The sequence below is a fragment of the Oceaniglobus roseus genome (genome assembly GCF_002869745.1).
GTDB lineage: Bacteria > Pseudomonadota > Alphaproteobacteria > Rhodobacterales > Rhodobacteraceae > Oceaniglobus > Oceaniglobus roseus.
The window spans coordinates 1-15285 of record NZ_PNOS01000013.1; the positions used below are offsets into that span (position 1 = coordinate 1).

Annotated in this window: 16 protein-coding genes; 2 read left to right on the forward strand and 14 right to left on the reverse strand. The window is 70.0% G+C overall.

Going from position 1 to position 15285, the window contains the following annotated elements; translation table 11 throughout:
* The 14 genes from A7B20_RS08305 to pyrH form a co-directional block, all read right to left on the reverse strand.
* Positions 1-661: lipid-A-disaccharide synthase (locus tag A7B20_RS08305; protein ID WP_425437135.1), on the reverse strand; the 661-nt coding region annotated here is incomplete at its 3' end.
* On the reverse strand, positions 658-1590 hold the full coding sequence (locus tag A7B20_RS08310) for an LpxI family protein (protein WP_157937632.1): 933 nt from the start codon (positions 1588-1590) through the stop codon (positions 658-660). The genes A7B20_RS08305 and A7B20_RS08310, both read right to left, overlap by 4 nt.
* A complete protein-coding gene (lpxA, locus tag A7B20_RS08315) occupies positions 1587-2387 on the reverse strand; it encodes an acyl-ACP--UDP-N-acetylglucosamine O-acyltransferase (RefSeq protein WP_245866724.1) in 801 nt (266 codons plus the stop codon). Before lpxA ends, A7B20_RS08310 begins: the two co-directional genes overlap by 4 nt.
* A gap of 10 nt (positions 2388-2397) precedes the next feature.
* Positions 2398-2850 carry a 3-hydroxyacyl-ACP dehydratase FabZ gene (fabZ, locus tag A7B20_RS08320; protein WP_102108109.1) on the reverse strand — a complete coding sequence of 151 codons (453 nt, stop codon included), beginning with the start codon at positions 2848-2850 and terminating at the stop codon, positions 2398-2400.
* A 72-nt stretch (positions 2851-2922) separates the two neighbouring features.
* Positions 2923-3657 (reverse strand): OmpH/Skp family outer membrane protein, encoded by a 735-nt coding sequence (locus A7B20_RS08325; protein WP_102108110.1) that lies wholly within the window; start codon positions 3655-3657, stop codon positions 2923-2925.
* A 1-nt stretch (position 3658) separates the two neighbouring features.
* On the reverse strand, positions 3659-6001 hold the full coding sequence (gene bamA / locus A7B20_RS08330) for an outer membrane protein assembly factor BamA (protein WP_102108111.1): 2343 nt from the start codon (positions 5999-6001) through the stop codon (positions 3659-3661).
* Positions 6002-6133: 132 nt separating this feature from the next.
* The gene (locus tag A7B20_RS21700) at positions 6134-6259 is read right to left on the reverse strand and encodes a hypothetical protein (RefSeq protein WP_281260095.1); all 126 of its coding nucleotides are present in this window, start codon (positions 6257-6259) and stop codon (positions 6134-6136) included.
* Between the two features lie 98 nt (positions 6260-6357).
* Positions 6358-7707 carry an RIP metalloprotease RseP gene (rseP, locus tag A7B20_RS08335; protein ID WP_102108112.1) on the reverse strand — a complete coding sequence of 450 codons (1350 nt, stop codon included), beginning with the start codon at positions 7705-7707 and terminating at the stop codon, positions 6358-6360.
* Between the two features lie 39 nt (positions 7708-7746).
* On the reverse strand, positions 7747-8913 hold the full coding sequence (dxr, locus tag A7B20_RS08340; protein WP_102108204.1) for a 1-deoxy-D-xylulose-5-phosphate reductoisomerase: 1167 nt from the start codon (positions 8911-8913) through the stop codon (positions 7747-7749).
* A 4-nt stretch (positions 8914-8917) separates the two neighbouring features.
* Positions 8918-9706 (reverse strand): phosphatidate cytidylyltransferase, encoded by a 789-nt coding sequence (locus A7B20_RS08345; protein WP_102108113.1) that lies wholly within the window; start codon positions 9704-9706, stop codon positions 8918-8920.
* A complete protein-coding gene (gene uppS, locus A7B20_RS08350) occupies positions 9703-10428 on the reverse strand; it encodes a polyprenyl diphosphate synthase (RefSeq protein WP_281260096.1) in 726 nt (241 codons plus the stop codon). The genes A7B20_RS08345 and uppS overlap by 4 nt, the downstream gene beginning before the upstream one ends.
* A 44-nt stretch (positions 10429-10472) precedes the next feature.
* The gene (gene frr / locus A7B20_RS08355) at positions 10473-11024 is read right to left on the reverse strand and encodes a ribosome recycling factor (protein ID WP_102108115.1); all 552 of its coding nucleotides are present in this window, start codon (positions 11022-11024) and stop codon (positions 10473-10475) included.
* Positions 11025-11276: 252 nt separating this feature from the next.
* The gene (locus A7B20_RS08360; RefSeq protein WP_102108116.1) at positions 11277-12368 is read right to left on the reverse strand and encodes a Hint domain-containing protein; all 1092 of its coding nucleotides are present in this window, start codon (positions 12366-12368) and stop codon (positions 11277-11279) included.
* Between the two features lie 78 nt (positions 12369-12446).
* Entirely contained in the window at positions 12447-13181 is a 735-nt protein-coding gene (gene pyrH / locus A7B20_RS08365; RefSeq protein WP_102108117.1) for a UMP kinase, read from the reverse strand.
* A 91-nt stretch (positions 13182-13272) separates the two neighbouring features.
* Here pyrH and miaA point away from each other — a divergent pair, with 91 nt between their 5' ends.
* Both miaA and A7B20_RS08375 read left to right on the forward strand, forming a co-directional pair.
* The gene (miaA, locus tag A7B20_RS08370) at positions 13273-14160 is read left to right on the forward strand and encodes a tRNA (adenosine(37)-N6)-dimethylallyltransferase MiaA (protein ID WP_172960979.1); all 888 of its coding nucleotides are present in this window, start codon (positions 13273-13275) and stop codon (positions 14158-14160) included.
* 122 nt (positions 14161-14282) lie between these two features.
* Entirely contained in the window at positions 14283-15101 is an 819-nt protein-coding gene (locus A7B20_RS08375; RefSeq protein ID WP_102108118.1) for an AraC family transcriptional regulator, read from the forward strand.
* The last annotated feature ends 184 nt before the right edge of the window (positions 15102-15285 follow it).

Sequence of the window (15285 nt, forward strand, 5' to 3'; positions counted from 1 at the left end):
GGTCGGGGCGCGCCGCCAGCACACGCGCCACCGCCGCGCCGAAGACCGGCAGCATCCGCTGCACCTCGCTGTTGCGCGAGCCCGGCAGCACCAGCAGGACCGGCGCCTCGCCCAGCCCCTCGGACGCGCGGAACGCGGCCACGTCGGCGGCGCCCGCCACCGGTTCGCTGACCACCGGGTGGCCGACGAAATCGCAACGCATTCCGGCCGCTTCCATGTAGGGCGGCTCGAAGGGCAGCAGCGCCAGCACCTGGTCGACGTGGGGCGCCATCTTCGCGGCGCGGCCCGGCCGCCAGGCCCAGACCGAGGGCGCGACGTAGTGCACCGTGCGCACCCGCGCCCGCGCACGCACCCGCGCGGCGACGCGCAGGCAGAAATCCGGCGAGTCGATCGTCACCAGCACGTCGGGCCGCGCCGCCAGCACCGCCTCGACCGTCTGGAGCAGGCGGCGGCGCAGGTCGAAGTATTTCGGCAGGATCTCGGCGACGCCCATCACCGACAGCTCGTCCATGGGAAACAGGCTCGCCAGCCCCTGCTCCGCCATCAGCGGCCCGCCGACGCCCTCGAAGGTCACGTTGTCAGCAAGCCCCTTCAGCCCCGCCATCAGCGCCGCGCCCAGCCGGTCTCCCGAGGGCTCCCCGGCGATGAGGAAGACCCTCATTCGGGCTCCCGCAGCCACAGGAACAGGCCCAGATCGTCGGCGGCCGAAATCACCTCCGGCGCATCCAGCACCAGCACGCCCCCCGCCTCGACCACGATCCCGGCAAGCCCCGCCGCCGCGGCCTGGCGCACCGTGTCGGGGCCGATGGTCGGCAGGTCCACCCGGCGATCCTGTCCGGGCTTCGGCGCCTTGAACAGAAGCCCGCCCCCGGGCAGCCCGTCGAGATGAAGCGGCCCCTGCGCCGCCTCTCCGGCGAGGAAGGTCACCGCCTGTTCCATGACCGGGGACATGGCATCGGTCCCCTCGCCGCGCACCAGGCCACGGGCGGGAATGCCGTCCCGCGCGGCGGCCACGCTCGCCAGCATCCAGGCGGTGCCCGGCATCGCCTCGATCGCCAGGGCCTGCCCGCGCGATACCACGCAGGCCTGCCCGACATCCGCCGCGCCGAGCGCCGCGACGATGGACTGGCCGCGCCGCGCGTCCTTCTTCGCCTGCTCGTCGGGCTGGGCGCGGGTCGGCGCGCCTGCGGCGGGCACCAGTTCGGGCACCAGGTCCTGCACGCCTACGACCTTCAGCCCCGCCTCCTCGAAGAAGGCGAGCGCCACGCGCAGGCTGCCGTCGTCTCCCTTGGCCAGCGCCGCCTGGATGCGCGGCACCAGGGGCCAGGTCGCGGCGTCGATCTTCGCCGGATCGACCCGGGGCCGCGTCACCGCGCCGGCGAAGCAGATCCGGGTCACGCCCGTCTCCTTCAGCGTGGCGATGAAGCTGCCGAGGGTCTCCAGCCGGTAGCGGCGCACCTCGCGCCCCCCGGCGTCGTCCATGGGAAAACCTTCCATTTCCCACAGCTGCACTTGCTCGCCCCGCGCTTCCAGCGCCTGAAGGACGAGCCCGGGCAGCCGTCCCCAGCCTGCCGCCAGCGCCAGGGTCATGACGGGGTCAGGTAGCCGCGGTCGCTGTCGGCCAGCACGAAGTCGACGATGGCGCGGACGTAATCGCTTTTCGTTTCCTCGCCGAGGCGGCGGGTGCGCTCCTGGAACGTCCCCTCGCCCTGGCGCAACATCTGGAGCGCGGCGCGCAGCGCGGTGATGTCCTCGCGGCTCACGCCCTTGCGCTTCAGCCCGACCAGGTTCAGCCCCTCCAGCGCGCCCCCGGGCCCCTGCACGAGGGCATGGGGGATCACGTCGTGGTTTACCTTGGTGCAGCCGCCGATGATCGCGCCGCGGCCGATCCGGACCCACTGGTGGATCCCCGAGAGACCGCCGACGATCACGTCGTCCTCCAGCACGCAGTGCCCGGCGAGGCCCGAGTTGTTCACCATGATGACCCGGTTGCCCACCTGGCAATCGTGCGCGACATGGCAGCCCGCCATGTAGAGCCCGTCGTCGCCCACCCGTGTGACGCCGCCGCCCTGGGCGGTGCCGGTGTTCATCGTCACGTGCTCGCGGATGCGGCAGCGGGCGCCGATGAGCAGCTCCGTCTCCTCGCCGCCGAACTTGAGGTCCTGCGGAATCTCGCCGATCACCGCGAAGGAGAAGATCTCGGTCTGCTCGCCGATGCTGGTGCGCCCCGTCACCACGACGTGTGACTTCAGCCGCACCCCGGCGCCAAGCCGCACCTTCGGTCCGACGTGGCAGAACGGCCCGATCTCGGCCTCCGCCCCGATCACCGCCCCGTCCTCGACGACTGCCGAGGGGTGGATGCGGGCGGTCTGGTGGATCCCGCTCACGGCTTTCTCCTCACTTCGGCACGTCGATCATTGCGGCGAACTCGGCCTCGCAGGCAAGCTGGCCCTCGACCGTCGCGCGGCCATGGAACTTCCACACCTTGCCGCCGCCGCGCTTCGTGGTGATGTGCAGCTCCAGCATGTCGCCCGGCACCACCTTGCGGCGGAACTTGCACGAGTCCACCGACATGAAATAGACCAGCGCGCCCTTGCCGATCAGGTCCAGCGCAAGGCCCACCATCACGGCCGAGGTCTGGGCCATCGCCTCGATGATCATCACGCCCGGCATGATCGGCACGCCCGGGAAATGGCCCTGGAACTGCGGCTCGTTGAAGGTGACGGCCTTCAGGCCGACGCAGCTTGCCGACCCGTCGATGTCCTTCACCCGGTCAACGAGCAGGAAGGGGTAACGGTGCGGCAGGATCTTCTGGATCAGGTCGATGTCGGCGCTTTGCAGGTCTGGCATATGGTCGGATCCTCAACTCTCGCCCCTGACTAGCGCGCCCGTCCCGCCGCCGCAAGACGAGCCGCCCCGTGCTCAGGGCTTCGGCGCCTCGCCCCCGTCGGAGCCGGCCGCGGGAGCGGGGTCCGGCGCCGGCACACTTCCGTCCTGCGGCCCGTCGGGTTGCGGAGCGCTGTCCTGCGGCGCCGCCCCCCCGGCGCCGTCGGTCACCGCCAGGCCCTGCCCCTCGCCAAGCTCCGCGTCGATGCGGGCGACGGCGGCGGCGGTCACGTCCACCGCGTCGGTCGCCAGCAGCACCGTGCGCCCGTCGAGGATCGCCACCGCACCACGCTCGCGCATCAGCGCGCTCAGGATCCGGCCGGCCTGTCCGAAGAACGCCTGCTGCGCCTCCTCGCCCGCGCGCTCGATCGCCAGCGACTTGGCGTCCTGCGCGCTGCGGGTCGCGGTCACCTTGCGGTCGAAGGCATCGGCAAGCTTGCGGAACTGGTCCGCGGGCATGGTCTCGCGCCGCTTCGTGAGATCCTGCTCCTCGGCCACCAGCTCGGACTCGATCCGGCGGTTTTCCGCGGCCAGCGCGTCCATCCGGGCCGCCACGTCGGCGCGGATGCGCTGCCCGAAGGCCGACCGCAGGAACAGCGCATCCTGGTCGACGATCAGGAAGGGCATCTGCGGAGGGGTCTGGCCCTGGGCCGGAGCGGTCTCGGGGGCGGGGCCCGTCGCCGGGGCGCCCCCCTGCTGAGCCGCGACGGGGGCCGCGGCACAGGCCAGCGTCAGCGCGAGGGCGCGACAGGCGGCGCGACCCCCCGCCATCCTAGAACTGGGTCGAGATGGTCAGGTTGAACACCTGGGTCTCGTCGTAGTCCTCCTTCACCAGCGCCTTGGCGAAGTTGAAGCGCAGCGGGCCGATCGGCGTGTTCCAGAACACCGAGACACCGATCGAGCTCCTCAGGTGCGCGCTGTCGTCGATGGCGAAGCCGCCCGCGCCGATTTTCTTGTCGAGCCCCCAGACGGTGCCGGCATCGAAGAACACGCCGCCCGAGATCCCGTATTCCTCCGGGATCCCCAGCGGGAACTCGGCCTCGAGCCGGGCGACGGCGTACATGTTGCCGCCAAGCGCGTCCTCGTTCACCGCCCGGGTGTCGCGCGGCCCGACGCCGTTCACCGCGAAGCCGCGCAGCTTGTTGGTGGACAGGAAGAAGCGGTCGGTCAGGCGGGTGGTGGTGTTGCCGAAGGAATTGACCGATCCGCCCTCGACCGTGGCGCGCAGCGTGACTTCCTCGTTCAGCACCTTGGTCTGCGCGCTCGCCAGCGCGGTGGTCTTGATATACTGCGTGTCGCCGCCAAGCCCGGCGAAGTCCTGGCTGAAGCGCAGCAGGATGCCGGCGTTGGGGTTCAGCCCGGTGCGGCGGGTGTCGAAGCTGTAGGGATAGCCCGCCTGGCTGGTGAACAGCGCCCCCGCCTCGTTCTGGAGGATCGGCGAACTGTCGGTCGAGACGTTCTTGATCGTGTCCTTGGAGAAGCCGTAGCGCACGCCGAGCCGCCCGTTCTCGGAAACCGGGAACTCGAACCCCGTGCGGAATCCGACGATCCGCGTGTCGTAGAACGAGTTGGCGTAGTTCGACTGCGAGTAGAAGGCGGAGAACGAGAACTGGAGGTCGCGGCCCAGGAAGGCCGGCTCGATGAACTCGATCTGCGAGCTTGCGGTGTCCGTCGCCGTCGCGATGTCGAGGTTCAGCGTCTGGCCGCGACCGAGGAAGTTCTTCTCGGAAAAGCCGATGGTGCCGCCGATGCCGCTGTCGCCGCTGTAGGCCGCGCCGAAGGTCAGGCTGCCGGTGGGCTGCTCGTCCACGTTGACGTCGATAATCACCTGGTCCTCGGCCGACCCCTGGCGCGACTCGACCTCGGCGTTCGAGAAGTAGCCGAGCGCGCGGATCCGTTCGGCGCTCGCGCGGATCTCGCGCGGGTTGAAGGGATCGCCCTCCACCGTCTTGAACTGGCGCCGGATGACGCGGTCGAGCGTGGTCTGGTTGCCCTCGATGTCGATCCGCTCGACGAAGATCCGCGGCCCGCGCACCAGCGTGTAGTCGATGTTCAGAAGCAGGTTGCGGTCGTCGCGCGTCACTCGCGGATCGACCCGGATGAAGTTCAGCCCCCGCTGCAGCGCCAGCGTCTCCATCCGCTGGATGTCGCGCTCCAGCGCCACCGGCGAATAGGTCTGGCCGGGGCGCACCTTGGCCACCGCCAGGTACTCCTGCGCGTCCAGCCCCGGCACCTCGGTTGAGGCGGTGATCTGGCCGAACTTGTAGGGCTGGCCTTCCTGCACGTTGAAGGTCACGAAGAAGCCGTTGCGGTCGCGCGCGAACTCGCTGTTGACGCTCAGTATCTTGAAGTCGACGAAGCCGCGCGAGGTGTAGAAGTCGCGCAGCAGCTGCTTGTCCAGCTCCAGCCGGTCGGCGATGAAGGTGTCGGATTGCACGATGGCGCGCAGGAAGCCCGCCTGCTTCGACGACAGCACGCGCCGCAGCCGCCCGTCGGAATAGGTGCGGTTGCCCACGAAGGACACGCGCTGAGTCTCGGTCACGCGGCCCTCGGCCACCTCGAACACCAGGTCCACCCGGTTCTCGGAGCGGCGGATGATCTTCGGCGTCACGCTGGCGGCCAGCCGGCCGCGCTGCTGGTAGAGCTCGGCGATGGCGGCGGCGTCCTGCTCGGCCTGGGTCGGATTGTAGACCCGGCGCGCGGTCGAGGTGACGACCTTCAGCAGTTCCTCGTCCTTGATCCGGCGGTTGCCCTCGATGTTGATGCGGCTGATCGTCGGATATTCCTGGACCCGGATCACGAGGGTGCCGCCCTGGGGCACGATCTCGACCGTTTCGAAGAGGCCGGAATTGACGATCCGCTGGTAGGCGTCGTTCAGCCCCGCCGCCGATACCGCGTCGCCCCGTCCGATCCCGGCGTAGCTGATGATCGTCGCCGGTTCGACCCGCTGGTTGCCTTCCACCTGCACGGTGTTGAAGCGGTAGGACTGCGCCTGCGCCTCGGGCGCGAGCGCTGCCGTGAAACCGAGGAAGGAAAGAAGAAAGATGAACCCGACCGCACCGGCCGTCGCTGCGGTCCGCCCACGGCGCCAGATGCCCCCGCCCAAAGTGCCCATATGCCCCGTTCCGAATTAATGTCCCTTTGGAATCTGAGTATCGGTATTGTTCCGCCTTGTCAAAATGCAGAAGGCCCGCCCGGCAACAAATGCCGGACGGGCCTCCACCTGCAACACTTGGGGGGGCCAGGCTCAGTGCGACCCCATATAGGCGCCCGCCATCAGCGCCACGATCAGCGTGCCGACGAACACCAGGCGGTCGAAGTTCAGGTCGATCAGAAGGGAGATGCTGCGCGCTCCGGCTTCGAGATGTTGCATGGCGTCCCTTTCGCGGTGACAGAACGTGAATATCCTGCCGGAACGCTAGTCCCCGAATATGGCCCAAGTTTGGCATCCGCGCCGCCGCGGCGCGAAAATCACGGGCAGAACAGGTCGTTCGTCAGCGCGAAGACCATCAGCGAGCCAAGCAGCGCGATGCCGATGAACATCAGCACCCGGAGCGCGCCGTCGCTCGGCGGCCGGCCCGTCACCGCCTCGAAGGCGTGGAACACCAGGTGGCCGCCGTCCAGCACCGGGATCGGGAACAGGTTCAGGAGGCCGACCGCCGTCGAGAGCACCGCGATGAACCAGACGAAGGTCAGCCCCCCCTGGCTTGCCGCCGCGCCGCTGGTCTGGGCGATGCCGATCGGCCCCTGCAGCCCGCAGCTGCTGATCGCGCCGACCGCCATGTGATAGAGGCCCGAGATGCTCGATTCCATGATGTAGAGCGTCTGCGCCGCGGCCGAGCCGATGGCGGCGAAGGGCCCGGGCGTCTGGGTCTGCGGTGTGAAGAACAGCCCGCCCGAGATCCCGATCAGCCAGCGCGTCTCGAACCCGCCCTCGGCGCGAGGAAGGTCCATGCGCCGGGGCGACAGCACCACCTCCCGCGTCTCGCCCTGCCCGTCCGCACCCGGACGCCAGATTTCCAGCGTCAGCGATCCGCCCCCCGCCGCGGCAACCTTCGCCGGGAGCTGGTCGAAGGCGAAGATCGGTTCGCCGTCCACCTTCGTGATCACGTCGCCGACCTCGAGTCCCGCATCCATCGCCGCGGATTGCAGCGTCACGCCGTTGACCAGCGGCGGATAGGGGTGCGGACCCTGCACCACCATCTCCGCTCCGTCACGCAGCACGGTATAGGGCATCTCGGCCTGCATCGGCAGATCCTTGATGAAACTCTCGAGATCCTCCAGCGGCGGCGTCGCCCGCCCGTCGATCTCCAGAAGCACGTCGCCCGCCTGCACCTGCTGCTCGGCATAGGGCAGCGGTGCGACCTCGGCCACGGTCAAAGGCTCGCTCGCCACGCCGCGGAACATCATCACGACGGTGAAGACGAGGATGGAGAACACGAAGTTGAACCCCGGTCCCGCCGCAACCGTCGCGGCCCGCGCCCAGAGCGGCGCGCCCGCCATGGTGCGCCGCCGCTCCTCCGCGCTCAGGCTCTCGACCGGGGCGGCCGCGACGCTCGACGCATCGGCGTCGCCCGCGAACTTGACGTAGCCGCCGAAGGGCAGCGCGGCCACCTGCCAGCGCGTGCCCCGCCTGTCGATGCGCGAGAACAGCACCGGCCCGAAGCCCAGCGAGAAGACATCGGCGTGGATCCCCGACCAGCGGCCGACGATGTAATGGCCGTATTCGTGGACGGCGACGATCACGGACAGGGCCACCACGAACGCGGCAACGGAATAGAAGAAGTTGCCGAAGGACGGGATGAGTCCGATGAAATCCATGTGTGCCTGCTGCCTTTTCTTGGTGTTGGCGCACGCGCCTCAGACGCGCGCGCGGATCGCCCGTTCCGCTTCCACACGGGCCAGATGGTCCGTCGCGGCCACGGTATCAAGGGAAATATCGGCATTGATGAGGCTGTCCGCTGACAGTTTCGTCAACACCTCCTCCACCACAGCCGCCATGTCGAGAAACCCGATCTCGCCCGCGATGAAGCCGTCGAGCGCGCGCTCCTTCGCGCCGTTGAACACCGCGCCCGATAGCCCCCCCGCCGCCATCACCTCGCGTGCGAGCCTCAGCGCCGGATAGCGCGCCTCGTCGGGGGCGCGGAAGGTGAACTGGCCGAGCTTCGCGAAGTCCAGCCGCTCGACCGGCAGCGCACGGCGTTCCGGCCAGTGCAGCGCGAAGCCGATGGCGTGGCGCATGTCGGGTGGTCCGACGTGGGCCATCAGCGCGCCGTCGTTGAATCCGACCATGGCGTGAATCATCGACTCGGGGTGCACCAGCGCCTCGATCCGCTCGGGCGCGATGCCGAAGTATTCTTTCGTCTCAATAAGTTCCAGCGCCTTGTTGAACAGGCTGGCCGAGTCGATGGTGATGCGCTGCCCCATCGCCCAGTTCGGATGGCACGAGGCCTCGGCCAGGGTCGCGCCCGCGAGCTTCTCCAGCGGCCAGTCCCGGAACGCGCCGCCCGAGGCGGTGATGATGATCCGCTCGACGGCCGAGATGTCCTCGCCCACCAGCGCCTGGAACACCGCGGAATGTTCGCTGTCGACCGGCAGCAGCGTGCCGCCATGGGCCTTCGCCGTCGCCAGCACCAGCGGCCCCGCCGTCACCAGCGACTCCTTGTTGGCCAGCGCCAGCGTCGCGCCCTGCTCCAGCACCGCGATCCCCGGCGGCAGGCCCGCCGCGCCCACGATGGCCGACATCGCCCAGTCGACCGGCCGGCGCGCCGCCTCGGCGATCGCCCCCGTCCCCGCGGCAGCCTCGACGTCCGACCCGGCCAGCAAGCCACGCAACTCGTCCAGGCAGTCCTCGTGCGCCGTCACCGCCACCTCGGCCCGCAGCCGCAGCGCCTGCTCGGCCAGGAGCGCCACGTTGCGCCCGCCGGTCAGCGCGACGACGCGGTACTCCCCCGCCGCCCGGTCCACGAGGTCGAGGGTGTTGCAGCCGATGGAGCCGGTGGAGCCGAAGACGGAAATCCGCCGCACCATGTCAGAGCACCCCGGGCGGGAAATCCACAAGCTGTTCGACCAGCAGCAGGAACACCGCGGCGCCCAGCATCCCGTCGAAGCGGTCGAACAGCCCGCCGTGGCCCGGCAGCAGGTTCGAGCTGTCCTTGACCCCGACCCGCCGCTTCACCGTGCTCTCGGCGATGTCGCCCAGCTGGCTGGCCATGGAGACCGAGATCGAGATGCCGATCAACTGCCACGCCGCGCCCATGTAGACGGCGAAGATTGCGCCGACGATCCCCGCGCCGACCCAGCCCGCGACGGTGCCGGACCATGTCTTCTTCGGGCTGACCCGCGGCCAGAACAGCGGTCCGCCCAGGAAACGCCCGGCGAAATAGCCCGAGATGTCGGTGACGACGACGACGCAGACCAGCCACGACATCCAGACGAACCCGAATTCGCCCCTGAGGATCAGGAGGCCGAAGCCCGCAAGCAGGATCATCGTCGTGAACAGCGCGAAGGTCGCGCGGCGCTGCGAGAGCTGCCCGAACCCGACGAAGGACGGCGCCAGCAGCAGCGGCAGCGCGAAGCCCGGCGCGACGACCTCGCCCAGCAGCAGCGCCGCCCCGGCCACCCCGGCGACGATCAGCGCCGGCGCCTCGGGGTCCAGCATCCGCGTCAGCTCCCACACCATGACGGCGATCACGGCGACGGTCATGGCAAGGAACAGGAAGCCGCCGAACCAGACGCAGGCCAGCCCGATCAGCGCGACCGCCCCTCCCGACAGGAGACGCGGAACAAGGTCGTCCCATCGGCCCTTGGCGGCACTCATGCGGTCACGGCGCCGAAACGGCGTTCGCGGGTGCCGAACCCTTCCAGCACGCGCGCGAATTCGGCCGTGGTGAAGTCCGGCCAGAGGGTGTCGACGAACTCGTACTCCGCATAGGCCGACTGCCACAGCAGGAAGTTCGAGATCCGCGCCTCGCCGCTGGTGCGGATCACGAGGTCGGGGTCGGGCAGGAAACAGGTGTCGAGGAACCGTGCCAGCGTGGTCTCGTCCACCGACTCGGGGTCGATGTTGCCCGCCGCCACTTCCCGCGCCAGCCGCTGCGTCGCGCGCGCCACCTCGTCCCGTCCGCCGTAGTTCAGCGCGACGGTCAGGTGCACCCGGTCGTTCCGGCTCGTCAGCAGCTCGATCTCGTCCATCACCCGGCGCAGCTTGGCGTCGAGCTTCAGGCGGTCGCCGATGAAGCGCACGCGCACACCTTCGGCCAGCAGGTCCCGCGCCTCGGACTGGATGTAGCGGCGGAACAGCTTCATCAGCCCCGAGACCTCGGCCTGGGTGCGCTTCCAGTTCTCGGTCGAGAAGGCGAAGACGGTCATGTACTTCACCCCGTGGTCGGGACAGGCGCGCACGATCTCCTTCACCCGCCGGACCCCTGCGTGGTGGCCGAACAGGCGCGGCTGGCCGCGGGACTGCGCCCAGCGTCCGTTGCCGTCCATGATGACGGCCACATGATGGGGGCCGGACCGCGGCGTGGGTTGGCTGCTCAAATCGGCTCTCCTGAAAGGTCGTGTCCGGGGGCGATCGGGCAGGCTCAGACCTGCATGATCTCTTCCTGCTTGCTTGCCAGCGCGGCGTCGATCCTGGCGATCGCCGCGTCGGTCAGGGTCTGCACCTCGGCGCTCCAGACCTTGTGGTCGTCCTCGGACATGCCCGAGGCCTTCAGCTTCTTCAGCTGGTCCATGCCGTCGCGCCGGACGTTGCGGATCGCGACGCGCGCATCCTCGGCCCGCTGTCCGGCCACCTTGGTAAGCTGAATGCGCCGCTCCTCGTTCAGTTCGGGGATCGGCAGGCGGATCGTCATGCCGTCGATCACCGGGTTGATCCCCAGCCCCGATTCCCGAATCGCCTTTTCCACCTTGCCCATCAGCGACTTGTCCCAGACGGTGACGGTCACCATCCGCGGCTCGGGCACGTTGATCGTGCCCACCTGGTTGATCGGCGTCGGCTGGCCATAGGCCTCGACCATGATCGGCTCGACCATCGAGGCAGAGGCCCGCCCGGTTCTGAGCGATGCGAACTCGTGCCGCAGCGCCTCCATCGCGCCGTCCATCCGCCGTTGCAGATCGTCCAGATCCAGTTCCATCTCGTCGTCAGCCACTCTTGCCTCCTGCCTCGGCGCAGTTCCTTCACGCGGCCGTCGCGGGCCGCCAAGCTGCGCGGTTTATAGCCCCAACCTTCGCCGGATGTATAGGCCGCGGCTGCGGGCAGCCGATGGATAGGGTCGGCAGGCCACAACCCGCCCGCCGACGGGCTGTCGCGGCAGCGCCCGACCGCGCAACCGTCCGAAGGCTCTGCGCCGGCGGGGGCCCGAGCGGACGCCCCCCGTCCGCCGGTCTCAGCCCCGGGACGGCACGGCTTCCTCGTCGAGGTCGCAGAACAGCGGACGGCGGTTCTTCAGGTGACGCGCGAGAAGCCTTGCCCGCCGCCCGCCACGCAGCACGGGCCGGCAGGGCACGGGTTCGGCGGCGGCGCATGCGCCGAGGGCGGCGACCAGCGCGGCCCGCTCGCCGGGTGGCACGGCGGCCAGGGCGCAGGGGCCGGGAAACAGGCTTTCGGCCGCGGCGCCTTCGGCCTCCAGGACGCCATGTTCGGGCAGCAGGAGGTGATGATAGCGCACCGCGACCACGGGCCGGCGCGCGATCCCCGGCATCCCGCACAGGGCCCGGGCGGGCACGAAGACCTCGGGCGCCCCGCACATGCGCGCCACGATGGGCGAGGCGAGGAGGATCCGGTGCTGCGGCGACACGACCAGGTCCCGCGCAGGCCGCCCCGGCCCGAGCGCACCGGCCGCGATTGCCACGGGCGCGTGCCCGCCGAACCCGGGCACGCACTGGACGCCCCGCCAGATCACCGGCCGCGGCCCCCGGTCGCGGGTCAGCACCATGTCGCCGAGGCCGATCTCCTCCACCGCCCGCGCGCCCCCGGGCGCCGCGATCCGGGTGCCTTCGGCGAAGCAGACGATGGCCGATCCGGTGACGCTTTCGGAGACGAACCAGCCCGTCGCGTTGTCCGACACCGGCGTGGCGCCGAGCGTGATGCTCTGGATCTTCAGGTTGTCGAGGGGCACCGCCGTGTTCAGCTCGGTCACGAAGGTCGCGCCGTTGCGCAGCTGGATCACGACGACATCCGTCACCAGCGTGCTGCCGTCGCCCAGCAGGATCGTCGCCTTGTAGGACGAGGAGGAGTCCTGGACGCTGCTCACCGTTCCGGCGCCGACATCGTATGTGACCGTGCTCGGCAGCAGGGTGAGGTCGTCGTCATAGGCGACACCGTCGCCCAGCGGTGTCGTCACGGACGCGGTGACGATCTTCAGCGCGGCCTGCCCGTAGGTACCCGCGAAGACGGCGTCGTTCTCGTTCGTGTAGTTGAGTTCGGACGTGTCCGCCGAGGCGAAGATGCCGAGATAGATCAGGTTGACGGTCGCCATGGGAAGGGCCTCCTTGCGGAGGCTCCTTATCGGCGCCCGGGGTCAATTTTGACTTAACGCCCGCGGGGACGGCACGCCTCAGTCGACGATGGTATAGGTGCCCTTGCCCGCGAGGATCCCGAGGAACCCGCCCGGCTCGTCCAGCGAGAAGACGATGATCGGCAGCTTGTTGTCCCGCGCCAGCGCGATGGCGCTGGCGTCCATCACCTTCAGGTTCTTCGCCAGGACGTCGTCGTACGAGATCCGGTCGTACCGCTTCGCCTCGGGGTGCTTCACCGGGTCCATGTCATAGACGCCGTCCACCTTGGTGCCCTTGAAGATCGCCTGGCAGGCCATCTCGTTCGCGCGCAGCGTCGCCGCGGTGTCGGTGGTGAAGTACGGATTGCCCGTGCCGGCGGCGAAGATGCAGACGCGCTTCTTCTCGAGGTGCCGCACCGCGCGGCGGCGGATGTAGGGCTCGCACACCTGGTCCATCGGGATCGCCGAGATCACGCGGGTGAAGACGCCGAGTTCCTCCAGCGCCGACTGCATGGCGAGCGCGTTCATCACCGTGGCGAGCATCCCCATGTAGTCGGCCGTGGTCCGCTCCATCCCCTGGGCCGACCCGGCAAGGCCGCGGAAGATGTTGCCGCCGCCGATCACCATGCAGATCTCGACCCCCGTGGCGTGGACCGACTGAACCTCCTTCGCGATCCGCTGCACCGTGGGCGGATGCAGCCCGAAGCCGGTGTCGCCCATCAGCGCCTCCCCGGAAATCTTCAGCAGCACGCGCTTGTAGGTGCTGCCCGGTGCGGTGTCGCTTGCCTCGGTCATCTCGGTCCGCCTGTCCCTGGATTGTGTCGCGGCGATAAATGTCGGAAAACGCCCCCGGGTTCAATGCGCCAAAGGGAGTTGCCGCCGCCCGATGACGCCGGACGAGATGATACGGGCCGCGGGCGCCGACCGCCCGGTGCTGATCGCGGGGCCTACCGCCTCGGGCAAATCGGCGCTGGCCCTGGCGCTGGCCCGGCGGCAGGGCGGCGTGATCGTCAACGCCGACGCGCTCCAGGTCTTCGCCAACTGGCGCGTCCTGACCGCCCGCCCGTCTGACGTGGACGAGGCCGCCGCGCCCCACCGCCTCTACGGCCACGTCCCGGGCGAGGCCGCCTATTCCGTCGGCCACTGGCTGCGCGAGGTGGCGCCGCTCCTGACCGGGGCGCGCCCGATCATCGTCGGGGGAACCGGCCTCTACTTCACCGCCCTGACCGAGGGGCTGGCCGAGATCCCCCCGACCCCGCCCCAGATCCGCGCCGAGGCCGAACGGCTGCGCGCCGTTGGCGGGATCGGGGCGATGCTCGCCGACATCGACCCCGAGACGGCCGCGCGCATCGACCGGCAGAACCCGATGCGGGTGCAGCGCGCCTGGGAGGTGCGGAAGACCACCGGCCGCGGCCTTGCCGCCTGGCAGGACGACACCGGCCCGCCCCTCCTGCCCGCCGCGGCGGCGCTCTGCCTCGTCGCCGATCCGGGCCGCGAGGCGCTTGGCCCCCGCATCGCCGCCCGCTTCGACGCGATGCTCGCCGCCGGGGCGCTGGACGAGGTCCGCGCCAACCTGCCCGGCTGGGATCCCACCCGCCCCAGTGCCAGGGCCATCGGCGCGCCCGAGCTCGTCGCCCACCTCAGGGGCGAGTGCACGCTGGCCACCGCCCGCGACCGCGCCGTGATCGCGACCCGCCAGTACGCCAAGCGCCAGCGGACCTGGTTCCGCAGCCGCATGAAGGACTGGATCCGGCTCGATCTGCCCGCGTCCTGAGCACGGCTCCGCCCATCCCGAGATTCCATTTGACCCGAAGGGTGAATCCCCCGACCTTTCCGGTACGGCCTGCCAGCCGAGTCTGCTCGTCCTGTCCAAAGCCACCGAAGGTCTGATCCGCCATGACCGCTGCCCTTCCCGTCACCGCCTCCGCCCAGGCGGGGTTCCGGCTCGTTCCGCTGCAACGCCTGGCCCAGGGGGGCCGCTGGCACACCGAGGCGATGCGCAGCTACGGCGCGCCCGTCCTCTACTGGTTCACCCGGGGCCAGGGCCGCATCACCGTCTCGGGCACCACCCGCGGCTGGGGGGCGCACAACGCCGTCCTGATCCCCGCGGGCACGATGCACGGCTTCGACGTTCTCGGGCATGTCTCGGGCTCGGCCCTCTACTTTCCCCGCGACATCGGCTTCGAGATGCCGTCCGATCCGCTGCACCTGCGCCTGCGCGAGGTCCAGCAGCAGGCCGAGATGTCGCTCCAGGTCGAGAACATCCAGCGCGAGCTCGAGCGCGGCGAGGAGGCGATGGAGCGCGCCCTGCGCCATCACGCCGGGCTGCTGGTCGTCTGGCTGGAACGCCACGCCGACCCCGCCATGCTGGCCGGGGAGCCCGCGGACCAGCGCGCCGCCGAACGCCTCGCGGCCGCCTTCACCTCGCTCCTGGAACGCGACTTCCGCACCGGCCGGAACGTCGCCGACTATGCCGCCGCCCTCGGCGTCACCGCGACCCACCTCACCCGCTCCTGCAAGGCCGCCTGCGGCCGACCGGCCTCGGCCCTGCTCCAGGACCGGCTGCACTTCGAGGCGCGCAAGCTCCTGCGCGAGACGCGGATGCCGATCAAGGATGTGGCGCAGAGCCTCGGCTTCCGCTCGGCCGCCTATTTCACCCGCGCCTTCCAGCAGCAGACCGGCCAGACGCCCTCGGCGTTCCGGCGCGACCGCTAGGCCGCCGCGGTTGACGCGTGGTCAGTCGGCCGGTTCCCGCCGACCGCCGGATCCCGCATGTGCAGGCGCAGCGTCGCTTTTGAAACCTCTCGATGTCGCCTTTGGATCATGGTGCGACGAATCCAAGCGTTGACCTTCCCCCCCGGAGCGTGCGCAATTGTACCGACGCGCCCGTGCGAAGCCC

What these genes read in the sequence shown, in the direction of transcription:
- A7B20_RS08310 (WP_157937632.1), bottom strand. Translation starts at nt 1,590, where the DNA reads ATGACCCTGGCGCTGGCGGCAGGCTGGGGACGGCTGCCCGGGCTCGTC.
- fabZ (WP_102108109.1), bottom strand. Translation starts at nt 2,850, where the DNA reads ATGCCAGACCTGCAAAGCGCCGACATCGACCTGATCCAGAAGATCCTG.
- A7B20_RS08325 (WP_102108110.1), bottom strand. Translation starts at nt 3,657, where the DNA reads ATGGCGGGGGGTCGCGCCGCCTGTCGCGCCCTCGCGCTGACGCTGGCC.
- bamA (WP_102108111.1), bottom strand. Translation starts at nt 6,001, where the DNA reads ATGGGCACTTTGGGCGGGGGCATCTGGCGCCGTGGGCGGACCGCAGCG.
- A7B20_RS21700 (WP_281260095.1), bottom strand. Translation starts at nt 6,259, where the DNA reads ATGCAACATCTCGAAGCCGGAGCGCGCAGCATCTCCCTTCTGATCGAC.
- rseP (WP_102108112.1), bottom strand. Translation starts at nt 7,707, where the DNA reads ATGGATTTCATCGGACTCATCCCGTCCTTCGGCAACTTCTTCTATTCC.
- A7B20_RS08345 (WP_102108113.1), bottom strand. Translation starts at nt 9,706, where the DNA reads ATGAGTGCCGCCAAGGGCCGATGGGACGACCTTGTTCCGCGTCTCCTG.
- frr (WP_102108115.1), bottom strand. Translation starts at nt 11,024, where the DNA reads ATGGAACTGGATCTGGACGATCTGCAACGGCGGATGGACGGCGCGATG.
- A7B20_RS08360 (WP_102108116.1), bottom strand. Translation starts at nt 12,368, where the DNA reads ATGGCGACCGTCAACCTGATCTATCTCGGCATCTTCGCCTCGGCGGAC.
- pyrH (WP_102108117.1), bottom strand. Translation starts at nt 13,181, where the DNA reads ATGACCGAGGCAAGCGACACCGCACCGGGCAGCACCTACAAGCGCGTG.
- miaA (WP_172960979.1), top strand. Translation starts at nt 13,273, where the DNA reads ATGACGCCGGACGAGATGATACGGGCCGCGGGCGCCGACCGCCCGGTG.
- A7B20_RS08375 (WP_102108118.1), top strand. Translation starts at nt 14,283, where the DNA reads ATGACCGCTGCCCTTCCCGTCACCGCCTCCGCCCAGGCGGGGTTCCGG.